The sequence below is a fragment of the Bradyrhizobium sp. HKCCYLRH3099 genome, assembly GCF_051167855.1.
Taxonomy (GTDB): domain Bacteria; phylum Pseudomonadota; class Alphaproteobacteria; order Rhizobiales; family Xanthobacteraceae; genus Bradyrhizobium.
Window position 1 is genome coordinate 91,731 of sequence record NZ_JBNPTW010000007.1, and the last position, 23,793, is coordinate 115,523.

Consider the following 23,793-nt stretch of genomic DNA (forward strand, 5'->3'; position numbering starts at 1 on the left):
CCCGAGTTGGCCGCGGCAGGGCTGGGACATCGAGCCCGTTGGTCTAAGGTGGATGAGGAAGGGCCCATGGTGGCAGCGACTGAAGTCGGGACGAAAAGCGTTCCGCCGCGAACGGGCAAGAAGCCCTGGTACAGCATTCTCTATGTCCAGGTCCTGATTGCCATCGTGATCGGCGTCCTGGTGGGGTGGTTGTTTCCCAACTTCGCCACCAACGACTGGATCAAGGCGCTCGGTGACGGCTTCATCAAGCTGATCAAGATGGTGATCGCGCCGATCATCTTCTGTACCGTCGTATCCGGCATCGCGCATATCGAAAGCGCCAGCAAGGTCGGTCGGGTCGGCATCAAGGCGCTGATCTATTTCGAGATCGTCTCGACTTTCGCCCTGGTGATCGGTCTCATCGTCGGCAATCTGGCCCCAATCGGGCACAATCTCGCCGAGAAGCAGGATGCCGCGGCGGTCGCCGGCTTCGTGAAGCAGGCCCAGGCGCAGAAGTCGGTCGACTTCGTCCTCAACATCATTCCCGACAGCGTGGTCGGCGCGCTTGCGCGCGGCGACATCCTGCAGGTGCTGCTGTTCGCGATCCTGTTCGGCTTCGCGCTGATGGCGCTCGGCGAGCGTGGGCATCGGCTGCGCGACGTGATCGACGATACCGCGCACGCGGTGTTCGGAGTGATTGCCATCGTCATGAAGGCGGCGCCGGTCGGTGCGTTCGGCGCCATGGCCTTTACGATCGGCAAGTACGGTCCGTCGGCGCTCGGCGACCTGATCGGGCTGATTGCGGTGTTCTACATCACCGCGGCTCTGTTCGTCGTGATCGTGCTCGGGCTGATCGCGCGCTTCGTCGGCTTCAGCATCTTCAAGTTCATTGCCTACATCAAGGACGAGCTGCTTATCGTGCTCGGCACCAGCTCCTCCGAGAGCGCGCTGCCGCAGCTGATGGAGAAGCTGGAGCGGCTCGGCTGCTCCAAGCCGGTGGTCGGCCTGGTCGTACCGACCGGGTACTCGTTCAACCTCGACGGCACCAACATCTACATGACCTTGGCGACGCTGTTCATTGCCCATGCGCTCGGCGTCGAGCTCACCTGGGGACAGCAGTTCACCATCCTCGTGGTTGCGATGCTGACCTCGAAGGGCGCGAGCGGCGTCACCGGTGCGGGCTTCATCACGCTGGCTGCGACGCTGACCGTGGTGAACCCGGCGCTGGTGCCGGGCATGGCGATCGTGTTCTCGATCGACAAGTTCATGAGCGAGGTGCGGGCGCTGACCAACATCACCGGCAACGGCATCGCCGCCGTGTTCGTGTCGTGGTGGGAGGGCGAGCTCGATCACGATCTGCTGCAGAAGCGGCTCAATCAGGAGATCGATCCTTCCGACGTCGAGACGGCGATCACCACCGGCTGAACCGCATCGCAGCCGCGAACCCGACACCAAATGAAAACGCCCGGCCGCAAGGCCGGGCGTTTTGCGTTGGAGCATCGGTCGAGCGCGCGGGCCTTACTGCCCGCCGCCGAAGCGACGGGACCACCAGCCGGCGCGCCGTGGCGCCGTCGGCGTCGTGGTTTCCGGAGCAGCCGGCTCGGTGGTCGCCGGTTCGGATGCCACCTGATCGGTCACCGCTGCGGGTGCGTTGTTCTCGGCAACGTTCACGGCCGAGATGGCGCTGTCCGGCTTGGGCTCGGTGACAAAGCTCACCTTCTCGCGAACGGTGGACCGCCGCGGAGCTTTCTCGGAGTCGGATTTCGGCACGTCAGCTTCCTGAGCCGCCGGCTGCTGCGCAGCCTGAGGCGTGGGTGCCGCGGCGACGAGTTCGTCGCTCTCGGCGACGACCGGTGCTGCTTCCGCTGCCGTCGTGGGCTCCGCCGGCTCGTCATCATGATGCGGACCGCCATTGCCGTCGAAATCGGCCACAGCCGCTTCCGCTTCCGATGCCGAAGCGGGCGCGAGTTCGTCACCGATCGAGGCGGCGAGCCCTTCTTCCGCTCCACCGCGCCGGCGGCGGCCGCCGCGACGTCCGCGGCGGCGGGGACGCCGTTCGCCGTTCGGCTGGTCCGCCTGTTCGCCCTGGGCAAAGGCGGGCTGTTCCTCGGCTTCGTCGTCCTCGACGTCTGAATCCTCGGTCGGCTGCTCGGAAGCGAGACCCGGTTCGGATGGCTGCAGTCCGGCGGTGCCCTCGGGCAGCGCCCCTTCGCGAGTCTCGCCGCCGCGGCCACGCCGGCGCCGCCGCCGCTTGCGGCGGGAGCCTTCGCGCTCGCCGTCGCCTCCGCCGTTCTCGGCGGCTTCCTCGGCGAGACCTTCGGTTTCCTCGGTCTCGACCTCGGACTCCGTCTCGACGTCGAACGGCTCCTCGTCGTCAAAGATCTCCTCGGCCACCAGCGGCGGCGCCGACGCCTGCGCCGCGAGCAGCGCCTTGGCGGCCTCGAGCGTATGCACCTGCTCGCCGCGATCGATGATGAACGACTGCTGGCCGCTCACATGCGGATCGGCGATGACGGCGAGCGACACCTTGAAGCCGTTCTCGAGGTCGCGCAGATGGCCGCGCTTGTGGTTGAGCACGTAGAGCGCCACCTCGGTGCGGGTCCGGACCACCAGATTGTGGGTCGCGCCCTTCATCAGCGCCTCTTCGAGGCTGCGCAGCAGCTGCAGCGCCACCGAGGACACCGAGCGGACATGGCCGGTGCCGCCGCAATGTGCGCACGGCTCGGTCGAGCTTTCCAGCACGCTGGCGCGGATGCGCTGGCGGGACATCTCGAGCAGGCCGAAATGCGAGATGCGGCCGACCTGGATGCGCGCGCGGTCCTGCCGCAGGCAGTCCGACAGCTTGCGCTCGACGGAGCGGTTGTTCCGCTTCTCGTCCATGTCGATGAAGTCGATGACGATCAGACCCGCGAGGTCGCGCAACCGCAGCTGCCGCGCCACCTCCTCGGCGGCTTCCATGTTGGTCTTGAGCGCGGTGTCCTCGATGTGATGCTCGCGCGTGGCGCGGCCGGAGTTCACGTCGATCGAGACCAGCGCCTCGGTCTGGTTGATCACGATGTAGCCGCCGGAGCGCAATTGCACGGTCGGCGTGAACATCGCATCGAGCTGGCTCTCGACGCCCATGCGCGAGAACAGCGGCTGGCCGTCACGATACTGCTTCACCGCCCGGACGTTGGTCGGCATCAGCATCTTCATGAAGTCGTGCGCCTCGCGGTAGCCGGCTTCGCCGGCCACCAGGATCTCGTCGATCTCCTTGTTGTAGAGGTCGCGCAGCGAGCGCTTGATCAGCGAGCCTTCCTCGTAGACCAGCGTCGGGGCCTGCGACTTCAAGGTCATGTCGCGGACGGTTTCCCAGAGGCGCAGCAGGTATTCGAAGTCGCGCTTGATCTCGGGCTTGGTACGGTTGGCGCCGGCGGTGCGCAGGATGACGCCCATGCCCTCGGGCACGTCGAGATCCTGCACCACTTCCTTCAGGCGCGAGCGGTCCTGCGCCGAGGTGATCTTGCGACTGATGCCGCCGCCACGCGCGGTGTTGGGCATCAAGACGGCATAGCGGCCGGCGAGCGACAGATAGGTCGTCAGCGCGGCGCCCTTGTTGCCGCGCTCTTCCTTGACGACCTGCACCAGCATCACCTGGCGACGCTTGATGACTTCCTGGATCTTGTACTGGCGGCGCGGACGGAAGGTGCGCTCCGGCACCTCCTCGAGCACATCGTCGCCGCCGACGGATTCGACGACCTCTTCCTCGATTTCCTCGCCGTCCTCGTCGTCGTCCTCATGGTCGACGGCCGCCGGCTCGGCGCCATGCTCGTCCGCGGGCACGAGGCCGACGTCGCCGCCGTCATGCTCGGCGACCGGCGCGAGGTCCTCGTCGTGTTCGTGGTGATCGTGCTCGTCATGGTCGTGATCATGGTGGTCATGATCGTGATGATCATGGTCGTGCTCGCCATGATCATGGGTCTCATGGTCGTCCGCCTCAGCCGCCGGGGCGGATTCGCCCGTCTCCGCGACGGGAATTCCCGCGGCCTGAGCGGGCTCCTGACCTGCAACGTCGCCGACGGGCTGTTCGGCAGCCGCGGCGTGTTGCACGTGGTCGTCGTCAGCGCCGACAGCCGGGGGCTGGTCGACGTGATCGTGCGATTCGGCGGCCGGGTGCGCAGCCTCGGCTGCGTCGTGACCCGCGGCCTCAGCGAAGCCATGCGCCTCCGAATGCTCGGCGGCTTCGGCATGCGGCTGATCGGGATGGTCGTCGTGGACGTACCCCTCGTGATCGTGCGTCTCGTTCTCGGCCTCATGGCCTTCCGCGTGCGCGGCGAGGCCGGTCTCCGCGGACTCGACGATCTCGCTCTGCACCCGCTCGCCGCTGCCACGGCGGCGCGAACTGCGATGACGGTTGCGCCGACGGTTGGAGCGGTTCTCGCTCTCTTCCTCGGCTTCGCGATGGGCGCGTTCCTCGGCTTCGATCAGCGCCTGCCGATCGGCGACGGGGATCTGATAGTAGTCGGGATGGATTTCGCTGAAAGCCAGGAAGCCATGGCGATTGCCGCCGTACTCGACGAAGGCGGCCTGCAGCGAAGGCTCGACGCGGGTGACCTTCGCCAGGTAGATGTTGCCCCGGAGTTGCTTGCGCTGGGCAGTTTCGAAATCAAATTCCTCGACGCGGTTGCCGCGGACGACAACCACCCGGGTCTCTTCCGGGTGGGTAGCATCGATCAACATCTTGTTGGGCATATTGGAACTCTTGGAGGCGACGGACGCGGTTGGCCGCGAGCGCGTGGCGCGCTGTCGGATGACGCGACGGTCCACCTGATTCGGGGGTGAGGGGAAGGCCTAAACGCAGCTGGTCGCGCCGTGCCCACCTTGCCGGCGGGGCGATTGGCCGGGCGGGGGTCTGGCCCCGCATCGGCGCGGATCGTCCGCTGGTCTTGGTTGGCATTTCAGTCTGGCGCATCAAGCGTCGGCCCGTCTGGAATATGTGGGCGGCAGCGGGTGCCACCTGTCTCTTGCCGAAGGCCAGATCGCGCCGAGACGCTTGCCCTGGGATCAAATACCCATCCCGGCAGGGATGCGGTATTAGGCTACGCCGTGTCTGACCTTGGCCAAATCTGACCTCGTGCCCGGGCGGTCGTTGCGAGCAGAGCCCTTGGCAGGGACCACTCGTCGGACCGGCTCTCCGCCGTGGCCGCGCGGGAGCGCGCAGGCTTGGTGGAGCGTCGGAAAGTCGCTGGAATCTTCGCTTGAGATCAAAGACCCGATCACGAAGCTTCCGGCGTTTCACCGGGAGGTTGAACGCGACACAACCGGCAGTAAGGAATAGCCTTCAGCCATTCGTACATACGTGGATTGGTCAGGCCGTGCAAGGGAAGCGTCGCGGAACCGCAACAATCGGTGGCCTTTAACGAAAATGACAAAATTAGGCGATTAACCCCTGGGATTGGTTGCGGTAAGACGATCCCGCGGAGGCATTGATTTGGCATCTGGCCGGTCAGACTACCTATCTTTGCTGGGATGCGCGTCGCTCTGCGTCACGCAAATGTTATATGCCGTGCCTTCGCCTGCGCTGGCCCAGAGTGCCGCCGTCGGGCAGGGGGTGCCGGCAATGGCCGGCCCGGGGTTCCCGATCGCGTCAGATGCGAGGGTGGCAGGTGATTCCCGCCAGACCCGCTTCGTGCTCGACCTGGACCGTACGGTTCCCTTCCGGGCGTTTCTGCTCAGCGAGCCCTATCGTGTCGTCGTCGACCTCCCGCAGGTCAGCTTTCATCTGCCCACCGGGGCGGGTACGGCGGGGCGCGGGCTGGTGAAGGCCTTCCGCTATGGGCTGGTGATGCCAGGCGGGTCGCGAATCGTATTCGACCTGACGGGGCCTGCCCGAATCGCGAATTCCACGGTCCTGGACGCCGCCAACGGTCAGCCGCCGCGACTGGTCCTGGAGCTCGAGGAAGTCGACGAGGCGACCTTTGCCCGGGCGATCGGGGTCGACAGCCGGATGGCCGCGAAGCCTGCCGAATCGAACACCGCGACCGTGCCTTCGGTCGCCGGCAGCGGCGGCGCTGTGCCGCCCGCGATCCGGCCGCCGGCAACCGCCGTTGGCGCTGCGACGGCGCCTCCGGGCGGACCGCCGGATCCGCGGCCGGTCGTCGTGATCGATCCTGGCCATGGCGGCGTCGACTACGGCACCCAGGGCGGCGAAGTTCCCGAGAAGAATATCGTGCTCGCCTTCGGTCAGGCGTTGCGCGACCGACTGGAACGGACCGGCAAGTATCGCGTGGTCATGACCCGCGACGACGATACGTTCATTCCGCTGGGCGACCGGGTGCGGATCGCGCAGAAGCAGTCGGCGGCTTTGTTCGTTTCGATCCATGCCGATGCGCTGCCGCGCGGCGAGGGCAATGCCCAGGGCGCCACGATCTACACGCTCTCGGACAAGGCCTCCGACGTCGAGGCGGAACGGCTGGCGGAAAGCGAGAACCGCGCCGACCAGATCGGGGGCGTCAACCTGACCGAGGAACCGGCCGACGTGGCCGATATCCTGATCGATCTGGCCAGGCGGGAAACGCGCACGTTTTCCAACAGGTTCGCCCGCCTGCTCATGAACGACATGAAGACCGCGGTGCACATGCACAAGCGGCCGCTGAAATCGGCCGGCTTCCGCGTGCTCAAGGCGCCGGACGTCCCTTCGGTGCTGGTCGAACTGGGCTATGTCTCCAACAAGGGCGACATGGGGAACCTGGTCTCGGACACGTGGCGGTCGCGCACAGCGGAGGCGATGGCGCGGGCGATCGACGCCTTCCTGGCCAAGCGGGTGGCCACCGTGGGTGGCGAGCGGGCCGACAAGCCAGCGGCGGCGGCGCCGCGCGCAAAGCCCTAGTTTGGCCACAGCAACCGCCGTATAAACGCGCTGCGAGGCACCAGGAATCAGGTGAGGATTCCTTCTCTGCAGACTTGTGATAGGCTTGACCGCTGATGGGCTTGACCGTGCGGTTCTCTGGCATGGATCACGCGGCATTATGGCCGAACCGGGTTGATTTGGCGGCGGCGCCCGGGGGCGCGCCGCATCCGAGCCGAGAGACGAACAAGAGTTAGGACGGATATTTGCCGATGCGCTTTCTGGTGCGATTTCTCGGATTCCTGTTTGCGGCGGGTACCGTTGTTTTCTTGGTGGGTGTGGCGGCGGCAGCCGGCCTGATCTGGCATTTCTCCAAGGATCTGCCCGACTATTCGCAGCTGCAGGATTACGAGCCGCCGGTCATGACCCGCGTGCATGCGGCGGATGGCTCGCTGGTCGGTGAATACGCCAGGGAACGCCGGCTGTATCTGCCGATCCAGGCGGTTCCCAAGCTCGTCATCAACGCCTTCCTGGCCGCCGAAGACAAGAATTTCTACGAGCACGGCGGCATCGACTTCACCGGCATGGCGCGCGCCGCGGTGGTCTACGCCCAGAACTTCGGCTCGAACCGCCGTCCGCAGGGCGCGTCCACGATCACCCAGCAGGTCGCCAAGAACTTCCTTCTGACCAACGAAGTGTCGTTCGCGCGCAAGATCAAGGAAGCGCTGCTGGCGATGCGCATCGAGCGCACCTATTCCAAGGACAAGATCCTCGAACTGTATCTGAACGAGATCTATCTCGGCTCCGGCGCCTATGGCATCGCCGCGGCGTCGCTGGTCTATTTCGACAAGTCGGTCAACGAGCTCACGGTGGCCGAGGCGTCCTATCTCGCCGCGCTGCCGAAGATGCCGGGCAGTCTGCATCCGATCCGGAACCGCGACCGCGCCATCGAGCGCCGCAACTATGTCGTCGACCGCCTCCTGGAGAACGGCTGGATCAAGCAGGCCGACGCCGAGAAGGCACGCAAGGATCCGCTGACGATCGCGACCCGCAACACGGGCGCACACGTCTTCGCCGGTGAATATTTCGCCGAGGAAGTGCGGCGCGACATCTTCGAGCGCTACGGCGAGAAGAAGCTCTACGAAGGTGGCCTCTCGGTCCGCACCACGCTCGATCCCAAGGTCCAGGTGATGGCGCGTAAGGCCATGGTCGCCGGCCTCGTGCGGTATGACCAGGAACAGGGCTATCGCGGTCCCGTGTCCAAGCTCGACATTTCCGGCGACTGGGGCCTCAAGCTCGCCGAGATCAAGTCCCTGTCCGACATCTCGCCCTGGCGGATGGCCGTGGTGCTGGAGACCAGCGACCAGTCCGCCCGCATTGGTTTCCAGCCGCCGCGCGAGCTCGGCGGCGCCGTCAGCAAGGAACGCCAGACCGGCCTGATCACGCTCGACGGCGTGAAGTGGGCGCGCGCGGCGACCGGCAACGGTCGTGGCAAGGTGCCGACGTCCGTCGCGCAGGTTCTGCAGCCCGGCGACGTCATCTACGCCGATCCGCTGTTCAAGGAAGGCAACCCGGTCGAAGGCCAGTACCGCCTCGAGCAGCTGCCGGAAGTCTCCGGCGCGATGGTCGCGATGGACCCGAACACCGGTCGCGTGCTCGCGATGGTCGGCGGCTTCTCGTTCGACCAGAGCCAGTTCAACCGCGCGACGCAGGCCTACCGGCAACCCGGATCGTCGTTCAAGCCGATCGTCTATTCGTCGGCGCTCGACAATGGCTACACGCCGTCGACGCAGGTCGTCGATGCTCCGATCGAGATCGACCAGGGGCAGGGCGGCCAGGTCTGGCGCCCGGACAACTTCTCCAACGGCAAGTATCTGGGACCGACGACTCTGCGCAACGCGCTGAGGCTGTCGCTGAACACGGTGACGGTGCGGCTGGCGCAGGACGTCGGCATGCCCCTGATCTCGGAATATGCACGCCGGTTCGGCGTCTACGACGAGCTGCCGAACTATCTCTCCTACGCCCTCGGCGCGGGTGAGACCACGGCGATGCGCATGGTCACGGCCTATTCGATGATCGCCAATGGCGGCCGCCGGGTGAAGCCGACCTTGATCGACCGCATCCAGGACCGCTACGGCCACACCATCTTCAAGCATGACGCCCGCGAGTGCCGCGGCTGCGACGCGCCGGATGGCTGGAAGAACCAGAGCGAGCCGCAACTGGTCGACCGCCGCGAGCAGGTGTTGGACACGATGACGGCCTACCAGATCACCTCGATGCTCGAGGGCGTGGTTCAGGCCGGTACGGCCACCGTGCTCAAGGAGGTCGGCAAGCCGATCGCCGGCAAGACCGGCACCACTAACGAGGCCAAGGACGCCTGGTTCGTCGGCTTCTCGCCGGACCTCGCGGTCGCGATCTACATGGGCTACGATAAGCCGCGTCCGCTCGGCAAAGGCAACGCCGCGACCGGCGGCCATCTCGCAGCTCCGATCGCCAAGGACTTCATGAAGCTCGCGTTGGCCGACAAGCCGGCCACCCCGTTCAAGATCCCGGCCGGCATCAAGCTGGTCCGTGTCGATGCCAAGACCGGCATGCGCGCGAGCCCGGGCGACGGCGGCCGGACGATCATGGAGGCGTTCAAGCCGGGCACGGCGCCGCCGGACAACTACTCGGTCATCGGCGTCGCCGATGCCGACGGTCGCGTGATGCCGTCGCAGAGCGGCGGGCAGCCGGATGCCGGCAGCTTCATCATTCGTCCGGGAACGGGCAGCCTGTACTGAGCGCGTTGAAACTGGTGCCGACGCGGTGCATCGCGATTGCGCTTTGCACCGCGCGCCGCTACATCCCCCACCAGACGTGACCGCCGCGGCCGTTTCGGCCGGGGCCCAAAGAGAGCGACATGCGCGCCGAAATCGAAAAAATCGTAGAAGAGATAAAGCAGTCGGTCGGGCTGCTGAGGAGGCATCTTTGACGTCGAAACATCGACGGCAAGGCTGGCCGAGCTGAACAAGCTCGCCGAAGATCCCAATCTCTGGAACGACCCCCAAAAAGCTCAGCGGCTGATGCAGGAGCGGACCTCCCTGGAGGATTCGCTGACCGGCATCGGCAAGGTCGAACGTGAGCTCAGCGACAACATCGAGATGATCGAGCTCGGCGAAGCCGAGAACGATTCCGGGGTGGTCACTGAGGCCGAGAACGCGCTCAAGGAGCTGAAGAAGGAGGTCGCGCGCCGCGAGCTCGAGGCGCTGCTGTCCGGCGAGGCCGACAAGTTCGACACCTATCTTGAAGTGCATGCCGGCGCTGGCGGCACCGAGAGCCAGGACTGGGCTCAGATGCTGCTGCGCATGTATGTGCGCTGGGCTGAGACCCACGGCTTCAAGGTCGAGTATCTCGAAGAGTCCTTGGGTGAAGAGGCCGGCATCAAGTCGGCGACCATCCAGATCTCCGGTCACAACGCCTATGGCTGGCTGAAGACGGAAGCGGGCGTGCATCGCCTGGTCCGCATCTCGCCGTTCGATTCGAATGCGCGCCGGCACACCTCGTTCTCGTCGGTGCAGATCTTCCCGGTCATCGACGACTCGATCAAGATCGACATCAAGGAGTCCGACGTTCGCGTCGACACGATGCGGTCCGGCGGCGCCGGCGGTCAGCACGTCAACAAGACCGAATCGGCGGTGCGTCTGACGCACATTCCGACCGGCGTTGCGGTGGTCTGCCAGGCCGGCCGATCGCAGCACAAGAACCGCGCCCAGGCCTGGGACATGCTGCGTGCGCGCCTGTACGAAATCGAGCTGAAGAAGCGCGAGGAGAAGGCGGCGGCGGACCAGGCGGCCAAGACCGAGATCGGCTGGGGTCACCAGATCCGCTCCTACGTGCTGCAGCCGTATCAGATGGTGAAGGATTTGCGCACGGGCGTGCAGACCTCCGACACGTCCGGCGTGCTCAACGGCGACCTCGACGAGTTCATGGCCGCGACCCTGGCGCAGCGTGCCTTCGGCACGTCGCCGGGCGCCGTCATCGACGACGTGGATTAGCCGGTGGCGCGCGTCGCGTTCATCGGGCTGGGGCGGATGGGCCATGGCATGGCCGGCCGTTATCTCGATGCCGGCTATTCGGTGGCGGTGTGGAATCGCAGCAGGTCTAAGGCCGAGGACCTGATCGCGCGCGGCGCGCGCTGGTCGACCTCGCCGGCCGATGCCGCGATCGATGCCGACGCGGTCGTCACGATGGTCGCCGATGACGAGGCTTCGCGCACGGTATGGCTCGGGCCCGATGGTGCCGCGGCCACGATGCGGGTCGGCACCATCGCGATCGAATGCTCGACCGTCTCGCGCGACCATGCGCTGCGGCTGTCGCGCGAGCTGAATGCCCGCGGTGTCACCTATCTCGATTGTCCAGTGACGGGTCTTCCCGACGCCGCCGCGAGCGGCAAGCTCACGCTGCTGGTCGGCGCCGACTCTGCCGATCTCGACCGTGCTCGTCCGTATCTGACGCCGATCGGTTCGACCATCCGCCATTTCGGTCCCGTCGGTGCCGGCACCGTCTACAAGCTGATCAACAACCTGCTCGGCGCGATGCAGATCGCGGGTCTCGCCGAGGGGATTGCGATCGCCGAGCAGGCCGGGCTCGACATGAACCTTGTCCTCGAGGCGATCCAGAGCGGCGTGGCAGCGAGCCCGCAGGTACTGCGTCATGCGCCGCGGATGATCGCGCGCGACTTCGCCAATGCCAGCTTCACGGCGGCGCTCCGCCACAAGGATGCGGCCTATGCGCTGCGGCTCGCCGAGGAGCTGCTCGGCACGCGGCCGGTGATGGCGCAGGCGGCGGTCGAAGCGTATGCGCAGGCAAAGGCGGCGATGCCCGACGAGGACGAGGGCCGCATGATCGAGCTGGTCTCGCGGCCAAAGGGCTGATTTGGGCTGCGAGCCGTTGCATCGACGGAAAGCGGGTGGACAGTTTTCGGCGGCCGCTGCAACGATCAGGCAATATTCTAACAGCGGCGGGCGGTGATGGCAGTTCCCAACGACAGGATGGACCCGCGCGACTGGTCGCTGCTCGGCCTGCTGTCGCTGCTGTGGAGCGGCTCGTTCATCTTCAATGGCCTCGCCCTGAAGGAGCTGCCGCCGCTGACGCTCGTGCTGCTGCGCATCGCGCTGGCGGCCGCGATCCTGCTGCCGGTCTCGCGGCTGAGCGGGATCCGCATGCCCAGGGGGATCGGCGGCTGGCGGCCTTATTTTGCTGTCGCGCTGTTCAACAATGTTGTGCCGTTCTGTTTGATCGTGATCGGCCAGACCTACATCACGTCGGGTCTTGCCGCGGTTCTCAACGCCACCACGCCGCTGTTCACGATCGCGGTGATGGCTGCGGCGGGAGAGGAAAGCCTCTCGGCGCGCCGTGTCGCCGGTTTGATCGTGGGCCTCGCCGGCGTCGTGATCCTGCGGGGCGGGTCGGACATGGATGCCGGCTATGGCATTCTGTTCGGTCTCGGCGCATCGCTCAGCTACGGCATCGCCGCCCTGCTGGTGCGGCGTCACCTCGCCAACTCGCCGCCGCTTGCGACCGCGACCTTCCAACTGTCCGCGTCGAGCGTGATGATGCTCGTGATCGCGGGGATCGTCGACCAGCCCTGGCAGCTGCCGATGCCCGGATTGCAGACCTGGCTTTCGATCTGCGCCCTCGCGGCGCTGTCGACGGCGTTTGCCTACATCGTCTTCTTCCAGGTCCTGCGCCGTTCCGGTGCGACCAATGTGACCCTGGTGACGCTCATGATCCCGCTGACCACCATCCTCCTCGGATATCTCGTGCTCGCGGAGTCCATTGCCTTGCGGGAGATCCTCGGCGCGCTGGTGATCGGGAGCGCGCTGCTGGTGATCGACGGACGCATCTTCAATGTTCTGCGCGTCGCGCCGCGCGCGTCCTGACACTTCCCTGTGCAAGTCGTCACGCGGTCGCATCGATCGCGGCGTCCTACTTCGTGCCGAACATCCGGTCTCCCGCGTCGCCGAGGCCCGGCACGATATAGGCGTGGTCGTTGAGCTTCTCGTCGATCGCCGCGGTCCAGATCGGGATGTCCGGGTGCTCCTTTTCGAACTGCGCGATGCCCTCCGGCGCGGCGAGCAGGCAGACGAAGCGGATGTCGCGGGCGCCGCGCGCCTTCAAAAGCTCGGCCGCGGCGCAGGCCGAGTTGCCGGTGGCCAGCATCGGGTCCATCAGAATCACGGTGCGGTCGGTCAGGTCCTGCGGCGCCTTGAAATAGTACTCCACGGCCTGCAGCGTGTTGGGATCGCGGTACAGGCCGATATGAGCGATGCGCGCGGATGGCATCAAGGCCAGCATGCCGTCGAGGAAGCCGACGCCGGCGCGCAGGATCGGTGCGAGCGTCAGCTTCTTGCCGGCGATCTTCGGCGCCTTCATCGCCGCGATCGGGGTCTCGATGTCGACGAGCTCGAGCGGCAGATCGCGCGTGACCTCGTAGGCCAGCAGCATGCCGATCTCGTTCAACAGCTCGCGAAACCCCTTGGTCGAGCGGTCGCGCTCGCGCATCAGCGAGAGCTTGTGCTGTACCAGCGGGTGATCGACGACGTGAACGTTGGAATTGGCCATGATGTGGGTCTAACGGGCTCGGAGGTGGGGGAGGTGGGGAGCGAAGCTGTCAGCGCGTCTCACGGCAGCACCTCGCGACGGTCGGCCAGCATCGCTTCGGCCTGGCTTCGACGCTCGGACAACAGGCCCGCGCTGGAATCCTGGATCAGATTGAGCAGCACCTGCGCATCGCTGAGCCGCGGCACGGTCACGTAGTCGGCGCCGGCATTGTAGAGGTCGTTGACGTCGGCGAGCAGGTCCGCGGTGGCCACGATCTTGGCCTTGGCATTGATGCTGCGGACGTGCCGCACCAGCTTCTCGTTGTTGGCGCCCTTGAGCAGCGAATCCGGGATGCTCAGGATGATCAGCTCGGCCTGGCCGACGCCGGCATGGACCAGCGTGTCGACATTGCTGATGTCGCCATAGGTCACCTGGATGCCGCGGTCCGACAGCGTGCGGAACACCACGGGATTGAAATCGACCACGCCGATCTGCTCTAAGAGCGCCGGCTGGTTGCGCTCGATCTCGCTGAGCAGGGCGCTTGCCGTGCGGAAGAAGCCGAGCAGCACGATCGGACGGCCCGCGCCGTGCCCGCCGCCTTCATGGCCTGCCTCACCCTCCTTGCTGTCGTCGAGATCGTTCAATCCGACCCGCTTCAACAGCGGGATGGTCCGGCGTGCGATCGGGTCGGAGCGGACGATGACGAAGGTCGAGAGCACCGCCAGGAGCACGAAGGCGAAGGAGGCCGCGCTCGATGTGCCCGGCTTGAGATGGCCGGCGGCGGCGCCGGTCTGGATGATGACCAGCGAGAACTCGCTGATCTGGGCGAGGTTGAGCGCGGGCAGCAGGCTCGCGCGCAGGCCCTGCCGCATCATGTAGAGCGGCGTGAAGGTGGTCAGCAGCCGGCTGGCCACGGTGAACCCCGCGATGACAAGCGCCAGCCCGACCACCGACATCGTCGGGATCGGGATGGTCATGCCGAGCGCGACGAAGAACAGCGTGATAAAGAAATCCCGCAGGGTGGTGATCTTGGCGGTGACGTCGAGCGCGTAGGGAAAGGTCGACAGCGAGACGCCCGCGATCAGCGAGCCCATCTCGCGCGACAAGTGCAGCCGCTCGGCAATTTCGCCGATCAGGAAGCACCAGGCGAGCGCCCCCAGCATGATCAGCTCCGGCGTCCGCGCAATGCGGTGGAACAGCGGCGGCAGCACGTAGCGGCTGAGCAGCAGCGCGATCGCGACCAGCGCGCCGGCGCGGGCGAACGACAGCAGGATCACGCTGACATGCAGATCGTCGAGGCTGGGCTGCACCGCCAGGAACAGGATCGCGAACACGTCCTGCAGCACCAGCACGCCGAGCGTGATGCGGCCGGGCAGGGTGTCGAGCTCGCGCTTCTCGTACAGCACCTTGACGATGATCACGGTCGAGGACAGCGCGCAGGCGACGCACAGATACAGCGCGTCGTAGCTCTCGGCGCCCATCCGCATGCCGATGGCGACGAAGAACAGGATGCCGAGCGCGGCGCCGCCGAGCAGCTGGACGCCGCCGGCGATCAGGATCACCGGGCCGGCGCGGATGATCTTCTTCAGGTCGATCTCCAGCCCGATCATGAACAGCATGAAGATCAGGCCGAGCTCCGAGATCACCGAGATCGATTCCTGGGACTTGACCCAGCCGGTGCCGAAGGGGCCAATGGCGAAGCCCGCGACCAGATATGCGAGAATCGAGGGCTGGCGCCAGTAATGCGCCGCCAGTCCAAGCACCCACGCAAACAGGATGCAGAGCGTGATGTCGCCGATCAGTTCATGCATGAAGCAACCCCCAAGGTGGCAACTTATGTCGCACCGCCGCGCAAGGAAACCCGCAATCTGTCACATCTTGACTGCGGTCCTCGCGCTGGGGCTCGCCGGCACCGCCGTGATGGGCGCGGCCCGGGCCGCCGACGCCATCACCACGACCTTCGCGGCCTCGCTGACCGCGGTTCCAGCGGATGCGGCGACCGTCAGCGGCGCGGTCTATGTTCCCGTCTATTCCAGCGTCGCGATGACCCCCGGCAAGATCCAGGCGGATTTCTCGGTCACCCTGAGCGTCCACAACGCCTCCGAGCAGCGGCCGCTGATTCTCCGGCGCATCAACTACTATGACACGGCCGGCAAACTGGTTCAGGCGCATCTGACCGAGCCGGTGGCGCTGAAGCCGTTCGCGACCATCGAGGTCTTCGTGCCGACCAAGGACACCCGCGGCGGCACCGGCGCCAATTTCGTCATCGACTGGGCGGCGACCGGCGAGATCGCCGAGCCGGTGGTCGAGGCGCTGATGGTCGGCGGCATCGGCGCGGGCCACTACGCCTTCATCAGCCAGGGCCGCCCGATCCGGCTGAGCGGCGGGCCGCGATAGACGCGAGGCGGCCGGATTGCTGACACGCCCGCTGACAACGTCGGTGAGAGCCTGCAGAGCCATCCGTGGACCATCGACGGGCCGCCGTGGGCGGGCGCACCTCTTCATTGCCGCGGCACCAGCGTGCCCGGGATCTGCGGGAGGCTCGGGCCCTCGACAACGAGGGCGCGGGGAATGCCGGGTGAAGGCCTCACCCATGTCTTTTAAGAAATTGGCCCGCCTGCAGAAGAATAAGCAGGCGGCAGTCACCACAGGTTCAGCCGGTTCGACCCGGCATTCCCCGCGCGATGGTTTTACGGCTTATACGCGATCTCCCCGGGGACCGGGCTTTCTTGCCCCGTCATCGATGCCTTGCGTCTGCCGGCACCGACTTGACCTCAGCGTCGGGAGGTCAGGACCACGCGACTTCGCCGTCCGTGCCACGATGCCCGTCATGCACCGCCAACACGTCCACCGCATCCCCGCCCCAACGTCCGTGACGACGCGTACGCCCCTCGCAGCGGGACAGGATGGCAGGCATCATACATGTTTTCTGGAAAAGCGAAAGTAAAATCTTTCGGACCCGGCCTTGTCAGGTCCACCCGAACCTATCCGGCCGCGACCGAGGCAGTCCGGCGTCATCAGGGGATCACGCGAGCATCTCTGACGCCAGTTCACCAAGACGCTCCACGCTGCGCTCGACGCGGGCGTCCCAGTCGTGGCTGCAGCTCAGCCGCAGGCAGTTGCGATAGCCGCCGCTCGCGGTGAACAGCCCGCCGGGCACGAAGCAGATGCGCTCGCGCATGGCGCGGGTATAGAGCGCATCGGTGTCGAACCCCTTCGGCAGCTCCAACCAGAGAACGAAGCCGCCTTTCGGGTCGGTCATCCGCGTCGCTTTCGGAAAGCTGCGATCGACCACGCGGCGCATCCGGTCGACATTGCCGGCGAACACCTTGCGGATGCGCCTGAGATGGGCGTCGTAGCCGCCCGAGCCGAGGAAGTCGGCCATTGCCTTCTGCGGCAGCGCCGCGCCGCTGAGCGACAGCGCGAACTTGGCGGCCAGGATCTGATCGTGACGGCGGTTGGCGGCGAGCCAGCCGATGCGATAGCCGGGCGCGATCGTCTTGGAGAACGAGCTGCAGAGGATGATGTCGGCCTTCGGACTGATCGCGGCGAAGGGGCGCGGCCGGTCCTCGCCGAAGCTGATGTCGCCGTAGATGTCGTCCTCGATCAAGGGCACGTCGTGACGCGTGAGTACCTTGGTGATGTCGGCCTTGCGTGTATCGGCGGTCCGATATCCCAGTGGATTGTTGAAGCTCGACGCGAGCAGGCAGGCCGACACGCGCCGTGCGCCGAGAGCCTTGTCCAGCGCGGCAACGTCGATGCCGCTCACCGGATCGGTCGGCAGCTCCAGCGCGCGCAATCCGCGCGCCTCGAGCACCTGCAGCAGGCCGAAATAGGTCGGAGACTCGATCGCGACGGTGTCGCCGGGCCTGGTGGTCACGCTCAGAGCGATGTTCAACGCCTCGGTGCAGCCGTTGGTGATCAGCACGCCGTCGGGCGCCACCGCGTGCCCCTGTCGCAAGGCGCGGTCGGAGATCTGGGCGCGCAGCTCGGCATCGCCATGCGGATCGGCGTACACATTGTAGCGGCGGCCGTGGACCCGCGCACAGCGGGCGAGATGGCGGTCGAGCCGTTCAGCTGCTAGCAGGCCGGCGCTGGGAATGGCACAGCCGAGCGGCGCATAGGATGGATCGCCAGCATAGGACAGCACGCTGAACACGGGATTGCTGACCGAGACCTGCGTGGCGCGCGACGGCGGCTGCGAGACTGTCGGCAGCGCGCGCTGCTGGTGCGGCCTGACCATGACGTAGAAGCCGGATTTTGGCCGTGCTTCGAGCACGCCGCGATCCTCCAGCAGGCGATAGGCCTGCAGCGCCGTCGTCAGGCTGACCCCGTGCTGGGCTGCGAAGCTGCGGACCGACGGCGCACGCATCCCTGCACGCAGCACGCCGTCATCGACCAGCGCCGCAATGCGGGCGGCGAGTGCTTCGTATAGGGGCAGAGCGAGTGTGCGATCCTCCATACAGATGATCCAAGCGCAAATCTGTTCTGGTGACAATCGCCACCGTCTGTATCTGTCATCCAGGCTCGTCGCGGCGGTAGCGTCCCTTGCAGGTTTTCCCGGAGGTCTCCGATGACTTATGTGCCGCGCCGCTTTCCGCATAACGACATCATGTCCCTGACCTCACAGCCGGTCCGTTTCGATCTCGCCGAGAGCCTCGGTCCGGATCTCCGGCTCGGCGATGTGTTTGCAGATCGCCGAGGTGACGAGCTGCAGGATCTTGCGCTCGCCTATGGGCCGACAGAGGGCCGGGCCGAATTGCGTGAGCTGATCGCAGCGCGCCATGGAGTCACGGCGGACGACGTCGTTACGACCGCCGGCTGCATGCAGGCGCTGTTCCTGATCGCCTTCGTTTTGAGCGAACCGGGAGCCGAGGCGGTGATCGGGCAGCCGGCCTTTCCCAACGCGCGCACTGTGCTTCAATCCGCCGGCATGAGCGTTGCCGACCTGCCGGTCAGGTTCGACGACGGGTATCGTCTCGAGCTCGATCGGCTGAGAGCGCTGCTGACGCCACGGACGCGGCTGGTCAGCCTGGCGTCGCCGCAGAACCCTTCGGGTGTCGCCCTGACGGATCGCGAATTGCGCGATCTGCTCGCAACCCTGGACGCGATCTGCCCTGGCGCTTTCCTGCTGCTGGACGAAACCTACCGCGAGGCGGTGTATGGCGAGGCGGAGGTCCGGCCGGGCCTCGTCGGGCGCGACCGCCGCCTTATCAGCTGTGCATCGCTTTCCAAGTCCCACGGCGCGCCTGGCATCCGCATGGGATGGCTGATCACGCAGCACCCGGGGCTGCGGACACAGCTCATCCTGGGCAAGTTCAACACGACAATCTCCAACTCCGTGGTCGACGAAGCGCTCGCGTTCCGGATTATGCAGCGAGGAGAGACGATCATGGAGGGCCGGAGGCGGCATCTTGCGTCAGGACTGGCGCGGACCGCGGCGTTCGTCATCGCTCATGCGGACCTGATCGAATGGGTCAGGCCGGATGCCGGCGCGCTTTGCTGCGTCAGGCTCAAGCGCAGCGTGTTCGGCGATGCGGACGTCACGCGCTTCCATGACGAACTCGCGGTTCGCGAGACCCGCGTCGCTCCGGGATCGTGGTTCGCGGATGAGCCCCACGTGGTCCGCCTCGGATTTGGCCTGCTGGGATTGCCGGATCTCGATGAGGCGCTGGGGCGGGTGTCGGAGGCGCTGATGACCGTCGCAGCGTCGAAGCAGTGACCTAGGATTGATCCGGCACCGTGCGCGTTGCTGAGGAGCCGCGGCGATCGAGCGGGCCGGCTCTGAATCGCAGTCATCAGAAGGAATGCCGGAGGCCACGCCGGTCCATGTTCCACGCGGGAACAATCAACTGAACGAGGGAACTCACTCTTTTTGCAGTTAGTTGCGATGTTCGCGTTGTGCTCGTTTACAGTTACTCAACGAGGTTGTGCAAATTGTTTGCAGTCGTAGATGGCCACTACGGCTATCGGCAATGTGGGGGATGCCGGACGTGTTCACTCTCTATGGCAAGGCGGTGAAGCACGCGCTGGCGGAGGTCAAGGCGATCGACCGCTCCCAGGCCGTCATCGAGTTCGACCTCGACGGCAATATTCTCGACGCGAACGAGAATCTCCTGAAGATGAGCGGCTACACGCTCGCGGAGATCAAGGGCAAGCATCACAGCATCTTCGTCAGCCCGGCGGAGCGCGATAGCGCGCGGTATCGCGATTTCTGGGCGAGCCTCCGGCGCGGCGAGTTCCGGACCACACAGTACAAGCGGTTCGGCAAGGGTGGCAGGGAGATCTGGGTTCACGCGTCCTACGCGCCGCTGCTCGACGACGATGGCAACGTGGTCAGCTTCATCAAGTTCGCCACCGATATCACCGCCGACAAGATCAAGGACATGGAGGACGCCGGCAAGATCGCGGCGATCAACCGCGCCCAGGCCGTGATCGAGTTCAACATGGACGGCACCATCATCACGGCGAACGACAACTTCCTGTCCGTGATGGGCTACACGCTGGACGAGATCAAGGGCAAGCACCACGGCATGTTCGTGACGCCCGAGGACCGCGCGAGTCCGGCCTATCCGGCGTTCTGGGCCAAGCTCAATCGCGGTGAATTCGAGGCGGCCGAGTACAAGCGGATCGGCAAGGGCGGCAAGGAGGTCTGGATTCTCGCGACCTACAATCCGATCCTCAACGAAACGGGCAAGCCATTCAAGGTCGTGAAGTTCGCAACCGATGTCACGGCGCAGAAGATGCGAGCCGCGGATAGCGGAGGTCAGCTCGCGGCAATCCAGAAGTCGCAGGCGGTGATCGAGTTCAACATGGACGGCACCATCCGCACCGCCAACGAGAACTTCCAGCAGGCCATGGGATACACGCTGGCCGACATCGTCGGCCAGCATCATTCGATGTTCGTCGAACCGGCCGAGCGCCACTCGGCGGCCTATCAGGAGTTCTGGGACGCGCTCAGGCGCGGCGAATACCGCGCGGCTGAGTACAAGCGAATCGCCAAGGGCGGCCGCGAGATCTGGATCCAGGCCTCCTACAATCCGATCTTCGACCTGAACGGAAAGCCCTACAAGGTCGTGAAATACGCCACCGACATCACCGCGCAGGCGATCGGCCGCAAGAAGGCCGACAACGCCCGGGAGCTGATCGATGCCGTCGCCGCCGGCAGCGAGGAAATGAGCGCGTCGATCCGCGAAATCTCCGAGACCATGGCGAAGTCGCGCGAGAATTCCAAGGTCGCGACCAGCCGTGTCGAGGCCGCGGACGGCCAGGCCCAGCGGCTGAATGCGGCATCGCAGGCAATGAGCGGCATCGTGGAGATGATCGCGGGCATCACCGGGCAGATCAATCTGCTCGCCCTCAACGCTACGATCGAATCGGCCCGTGCCGGCGAGGCCGGACGCGGCTTCGCCGTGGTCGCCTCGGAGGTGAAGAGCCTCGCGAGCCAGGCCAAGCATGCGACCGACACGATTTCCTCGGAGATCGCAGCGCTGAACACGATCGCGGGCGACGTCACGGGCTCGCTGACCATGATCAAGGCAGCCATCACCAGCGTCAACGAGTTCATCGCCTCGACCGCTGCGGCGGTCGAGGAACAGAGCACGGTGACGGCGGATATGGCCGCCAACATGCAGCGCGCATCGGCGGAATTGGCCTAGCCTGTTCGCCGGCCCGGGGGGGAATGACCGCGCATTTCAATCTGCGCTCGGCGCGCCGGGCTCGCCACGTCAAAATTGCGGGCGTAACGCACACGGCCCGCGCGATTGTGGTAGCACGGCTTCCTGTCCTTGCGAGGTTCCCATGCACGATCTCACCCGCTGCGTTCAGCATCCCGCCGTGTCCCAGGACGGCTTCAAATCGCTCTCGGTCCCGACCTATCGCGCCTCGACCATTGTCTACGATGACCCGCAGGCCTTCGCGCGGCGGGTGGAGCGCGGGCTCGACGGCTACACCTATGGCCTGCATGGTACGCCGACCACGCGGACGCTCGAGGCGCAGCTGACGGCGCTGCATGGCGGCGAGCGTACCGTGCTCGTGCCCTCCGGCCAGGCTGCGGTGGCACTGACGATGCTCGCCGTGCTCAAGCCCGGCGACAAGGTGCTGATCCCGGACCACGTCTATCCGCCGGTGAAGGGGCTGTGCGCCGGCTATCTCGCGGACCGCGGCATCGCCCACCAGATCTATGATCCCCTGATCGGCGGCGGCATCGCCGAGCTCATCGATTCCGCCACGCGGCTGATCTGGATGGAGTCGCCGGGGTCCGGCACGATGGAGGTGCAGGACGTTCCGGCGATCGTGGCGGCGGCAAGAGCGCGCGGCGTGCTCACGGGATGCGACAACACCTGGGCCAGCCCGCTGCTGTTCAAGCCGCTGGCCCATGGCGTCGACTTCGCGGTGGAGGCGCTGACCAAATATGTCGGCGGCCATTCCGACCTGTTGCTCGGGTCGATCACGGTCAAGGATCTGAGCTTGCGCAAGGCGCTGAAGGATGTGCTGGGCCCGCTCGGCATCGGCGTGTCGCCGGACGAGGCGGCGCTGGCGTTGCGCGGCATCGAGACCATGGGCGTGCGCATGGCGCATTCCAGCCGCGTCGCGCTGGATTTTGCCAAGCGCCTGCAGGAGGCGCCCGCGGTGGCGCGCGTGCTGCATCCGGCGCTGCCATTCTGTCCGGGACATGAGGTGTTCGCGCGCGACTTCGCCGGCGCCAGCACCGTGTTCAGCATCGTCATCAAGCCGGAGCGCACGCCACGTATCGATCAGGCGCTTGGCAAGCTGCGGCTGTTTGCGATCGGCGCGTCATGGGGCGGCACGCATAGCCTGATCGCGCCGATGGACGTCGTGGCCGGCCGCACCATCAGGCCATGGGATGAGCGCGAGGGATTGGTGCGGCTGAGCATCGGCCTGGAGGAGCCGGGCGAACTGTGGGAGGACCTGTCGCGCTTTCTCGAAGCCCTCGGCGTGTCGACGTCCGCGAGCGCATAGCGTTGTGGCCGGTCTGCATCAGATGCTGACGTGGTGCAGCAGTCCGGAATGCTACGGTCTCGCCGCCGGGCTGCCGTAATGGTGTTTGTCGAACACGAATGATATGGGCGATTCGCGCGCCATCGACATGATGAGGGACGGACCGACGCATGATCTTGAACGGCAAGCCGATGGTCGGGGTCATCCTCGGCGTGGCGGCGCTTGCGGCCTCCGCCGCAGCTTTCGTGTTCGTGCTCGGTCCGATCTCCAATCGTGATCCCGCGATCAGGGCGCAGGACACGACAGGCACGCGGGAGCCGGCAAATGCGGTCGCCGGAGCGCCGCGCGACGCCGGGCCCAACCAGACAACGGCGCAAGTCCTACGCGGCCAGGAGCAGGGGGCAAGTGAGCAGGCTGCAAGCCCGCTCGCCAGGGTGCAGAAGCAGGCCAGCGGCCTTGCCGACGTGCTGGGTTCGCTGGCTCCGCAAGCGGCCGTTCAGACCGATCTGCCGGCCTTCGACGTGGTCAATGTCGATCCCTCCGGGGACGCGGTCGTTGCCGGGCGCGCGGCGCCGGGCACGACGGTCGAGCTGCTGCGCAATGGCGAGGTGCATGACCGGGCCGTCGCCGATCGGGCCGGTCAGTTCGCCATGGTGCCTTCACGGCTTCCGGCTGGCAGCTACGCGCTGACGCTGCGGTCGAAATTGGCCGACGGCCGCGAGGTGATCTCGAAGCAGAGCGTGGCCGTGAATGTCGAGGTGAGCCGGCAGCCGGCGACGGTGGCGCTGCTGGCGCCGGATGAGCCGACGCGCGTGCTCTCCAAACCGAGTGCCGCGATCCCGCAGGCGCTGGCGGTCGACGCGGTCGATCATGAATCGGACGGCGTGCTGCGCATCAATGGTCGCGCGCGTCCCGGTGCAACGGTGCGCTTGTATCTCAACGACCGGCTGATCTCCTCGACGGTCGCGGGCGCCGATGGACGTCTCGGCATCACCGTCGGCAAGGGCGTCAGCCGGGCCGGCGACGACCGCGTCAGGCTCGACGAGGTCGACGCCGCCTCGGGCTCCGTCCAGGCGCGCGCCGAAGTGCCGCTGAGCCTGCCCGACGACACGTTGACGACCGCATCGGTGGCTTCGGCCGCGGCTCCGACCACGGCCGACACTGCGCGCCCGGCGGCGCAGCCGACGCTGCTCGCGGCCGCGGGTGATCCGGGGGAGGCCATCGCGCCTGCAGCGAAGACCGAGTCCAGGATCTCGACGGTGACGGTCGCGCGCGGCGACAGCCTGTGGCACATCAGCCGGCGCGTGCTCGGCGGCGGCATGCGCTACGCCGTGATCTACAAGGCGAACCGCGAGCAGATCCGCAGTCCGGATCTGATCTATCCCGGCCAAGTCTTCACGATTCCGGCGAAGCCGTAGAGGGTGCGGCCCGCAGCCTGCCGCTGC

Annotated in this window: 16 protein-coding genes; 11 read left to right on the forward strand and 5 right to left on the reverse strand. The window is 66.2% G+C overall.

The features are described 5' to 3' along the window. The first annotated feature begins 66 nt into the window (after positions 1-66). A complete protein-coding gene (gene dctA / locus ACQR1Y_RS16265; protein ID WP_434875895.1) occupies positions 67-1,404 on the forward strand; it encodes a C4-dicarboxylate transporter DctA in 1,338 nt (445 codons plus the stop codon). A 93-nt stretch (positions 1,405-1,497) separates the two neighbouring features. On the opposite strand, the gene ACQR1Y_RS16270 is transcribed toward dctA, so the two are convergent. After that, positions 1,498-4,710 (reverse strand): Rne/Rng family ribonuclease, encoded by a 3,213-nt coding sequence (locus ACQR1Y_RS16270; protein WP_434875896.1) that lies wholly within the window; start codon positions 4,708-4,710, stop codon positions 1,498-1,500. Between the two features lie 802 nt (positions 4,711-5,512). Between ACQR1Y_RS16270 and ACQR1Y_RS16275 the strand changes: the two genes are divergently transcribed. The 5 genes from ACQR1Y_RS16275 (at position 5,513) to ACQR1Y_RS16295 (ending at position 12,726) form a co-directional block, all read left to right on the forward strand. After that, positions 5,513-6,847: an N-acetylmuramoyl-L-alanine amidase gene (locus tag ACQR1Y_RS16275; RefSeq protein WP_434875897.1), complete on the forward strand. Its 1,335-nt coding sequence runs from the start codon at positions 5,513-5,515 to the stop codon at positions 6,845-6,847. A 230-nt stretch (positions 6,848-7,077) separates the two neighbouring features. Next, positions 7,078-9,585: a penicillin-binding protein 1A gene (locus ACQR1Y_RS16280; protein WP_434862274.1), complete on the forward strand. Its 2,508-nt coding sequence runs from the start codon at positions 7,078-7,080 to the stop codon at positions 9,583-9,585. Between the two features lie 119 nt (positions 9,586-9,704). After that, positions 9,705-10,839, forward strand: a protein-coding gene (gene prfB / locus ACQR1Y_RS16285; protein ID WP_434862273.1) for a peptide chain release factor 2 whose coding sequence is annotated in 2 segments (ribosomal slippage) — positions 9,705-9,773 and positions 9,775-10,839 — 1,134 coding nt in all. Because the reading frame shifts where the segments join, the coding sequence is not laid out codon by codon here. 3 nt (positions 10,840-10,842) lie between these two features. Beyond that, entirely contained in the window at positions 10,843-11,718 is an 876-nt protein-coding gene (locus ACQR1Y_RS16290; protein ID WP_434875898.1) for an NAD(P)-dependent oxidoreductase, read from the forward strand. Between the two features lie 96 nt (positions 11,719-11,814). Then, positions 11,815-12,726, forward strand: coding sequence for a DMT family transporter (locus ACQR1Y_RS16295; protein WP_434875899.1), 912 nt, complete (start codon positions 11,815-11,817; stop codon positions 12,724-12,726). A 46-nt stretch (positions 12,727-12,772) separates the two neighbouring features. Here ACQR1Y_RS16295 and upp read toward each other — a convergent pair whose 3' ends face one another. Together upp and ACQR1Y_RS16305 are read right to left on the reverse strand one after the other, a co-directional pair. Continuing rightward, on the reverse strand, positions 12,773-13,408 hold the full coding sequence (gene upp, locus ACQR1Y_RS16300) for a uracil phosphoribosyltransferase (RefSeq protein ID WP_434862270.1): 636 nt from the start codon (positions 13,406-13,408) through the stop codon (positions 12,773-12,775). Between the two features lie 59 nt (positions 13,409-13,467). Beyond that, entirely contained in the window at positions 13,468-15,198 is a 1,731-nt protein-coding gene (locus ACQR1Y_RS16305) for a cation:proton antiporter (RefSeq protein ID WP_434875900.1), read from the reverse strand. A gap of 109 nt (positions 15,199-15,307) precedes the next feature. Between ACQR1Y_RS16305 and ACQR1Y_RS16310 the strand changes: the two genes are divergently transcribed. Then, the gene (locus tag ACQR1Y_RS16310) at positions 15,308-15,784 is read left to right on the forward strand and encodes a DUF3124 domain-containing protein (RefSeq protein WP_434876028.1); all 477 of its coding nucleotides are present in this window, start codon (positions 15,308-15,310) and stop codon (positions 15,782-15,784) included. Between the two features lie 628 nt (positions 15,785-16,412). On the opposite strand, the gene ACQR1Y_RS16315 is transcribed toward ACQR1Y_RS16310, so the two are convergent. Both ACQR1Y_RS16315 and ACQR1Y_RS16320 read right to left on the reverse strand, forming a co-directional pair. After that, the gene (locus tag ACQR1Y_RS16315; RefSeq protein WP_434875901.1) at positions 16,413-17,849 is read right to left on the reverse strand and encodes a PLP-dependent aminotransferase family protein; all 1,437 of its coding nucleotides are present in this window, start codon (positions 17,847-17,849) and stop codon (positions 16,413-16,415) included. Positions 17,850-18,011: 162 nt separating this feature from the next. Further along, on the reverse strand, positions 18,012-18,173 hold the full coding sequence (locus ACQR1Y_RS16320; RefSeq protein WP_434875902.1) for a hypothetical protein: 162 nt from the start codon (positions 18,171-18,173) through the stop codon (positions 18,012-18,014). Between ACQR1Y_RS16320 and ACQR1Y_RS16325 the strand changes: the two genes are divergently transcribed. The 4 genes from ACQR1Y_RS16325 (at position 18,147) to ACQR1Y_RS16340 (ending at position 23,766) form a co-directional block, all read left to right on the forward strand. Further along, positions 18,147-19,109: a pyridoxal phosphate-dependent aminotransferase gene (locus ACQR1Y_RS16325; protein WP_434875903.1), complete on the forward strand. Its 963-nt coding sequence runs from the start codon at positions 18,147-18,149 to the stop codon at positions 19,107-19,109. The two genes, ACQR1Y_RS16320 and ACQR1Y_RS16325, sit on opposite strands and share 27 nt — an antisense overlap. Positions 19,110-19,380: 271 nt before the next feature. Then, the gene (locus ACQR1Y_RS16330; protein WP_434875904.1) at positions 19,381-21,045 is read left to right on the forward strand and encodes a methyl-accepting chemotaxis protein; all 1,665 of its coding nucleotides are present in this window, start codon (positions 19,381-19,383) and stop codon (positions 21,043-21,045) included. A gap of 142 nt (positions 21,046-21,187) precedes the next feature. After that, positions 21,188-22,369 (forward strand): trans-sulfuration enzyme family protein, encoded by a 1,182-nt coding sequence (locus tag ACQR1Y_RS16335; protein ID WP_434875905.1) that lies wholly within the window; start codon positions 21,188-21,190, stop codon positions 22,367-22,369. A gap of 149 nt (positions 22,370-22,518) precedes the next feature. After that, complete coding sequence (locus ACQR1Y_RS16340; protein WP_434875906.1) at positions 22,519-23,766, forward strand: LysM peptidoglycan-binding domain-containing protein; 1,248 nt, start codon at positions 22,519-22,521, stop codon at positions 23,764-23,766. The last annotated feature ends 27 nt before the right edge of the window (positions 23,767-23,793 follow it).

Bases quoted from the DNA above. Each gene is read 5' to 3' on its own strand.
- ACQR1Y_RS16280 (WP_434862274.1), top strand. From the start codon at position 7,078: ATGCGCTTTCTGGTGCGATTTCTCGGATTCCTGTTTGCGGCGGGTACC.
- ACQR1Y_RS16320 (WP_434875902.1), bottom strand. From the start codon at position 18,173: ATGGCGCGCTGCGATCAGCTCACGCAATTCGGCCCGGCCCTCTGTCGG.
- ACQR1Y_RS16270 (WP_434875896.1), bottom strand. From the start codon at position 4,710: ATGCCCAACAAGATGTTGATCGATGCTACCCACCCGGAAGAGACCCGG.
- ACQR1Y_RS16305 (WP_434875900.1), bottom strand. From the start codon at position 15,198: ATGCATGAACTGATCGGCGACATCACGCTCTGCATCCTGTTTGCGTGG.
- ACQR1Y_RS16335 (WP_434875905.1), top strand. From the start codon at position 21,188: ATGCACGATCTCACCCGCTGCGTTCAGCATCCCGCCGTGTCCCAGGAC.
- ACQR1Y_RS16315 (WP_434875901.1), bottom strand. From the start codon at position 17,849: ATGGAGGATCGCACACTCGCTCTGCCCCTATACGAAGCACTCGCCGCC.
- ACQR1Y_RS16295 (WP_434875899.1), top strand. From the start codon at position 11,815: ATGGCAGTTCCCAACGACAGGATGGACCCGCGCGACTGGTCGCTGCTC.
- ACQR1Y_RS16310 (WP_434876028.1), top strand. From the start codon at position 15,308: ATGGGCGCGGCCCGGGCCGCCGACGCCATCACCACGACCTTCGCGGCC.
- upp (WP_434862270.1), bottom strand. From the start codon at position 13,408: ATGGCCAATTCCAACGTTCACGTCGTCGATCACCCGCTGGTACAGCAC.
- ACQR1Y_RS16275 (WP_434875897.1), top strand. From the start codon at position 5,513: ATGTTATATGCCGTGCCTTCGCCTGCGCTGGCCCAGAGTGCCGCCGTC.
- dctA (WP_434875895.1), top strand. From the start codon at position 67: ATGGTGGCAGCGACTGAAGTCGGGACGAAAAGCGTTCCGCCGCGAACG.
- ACQR1Y_RS16340 (WP_434875906.1), top strand. From the start codon at position 22,519: ATGATCTTGAACGGCAAGCCGATGGTCGGGGTCATCCTCGGCGTGGCG.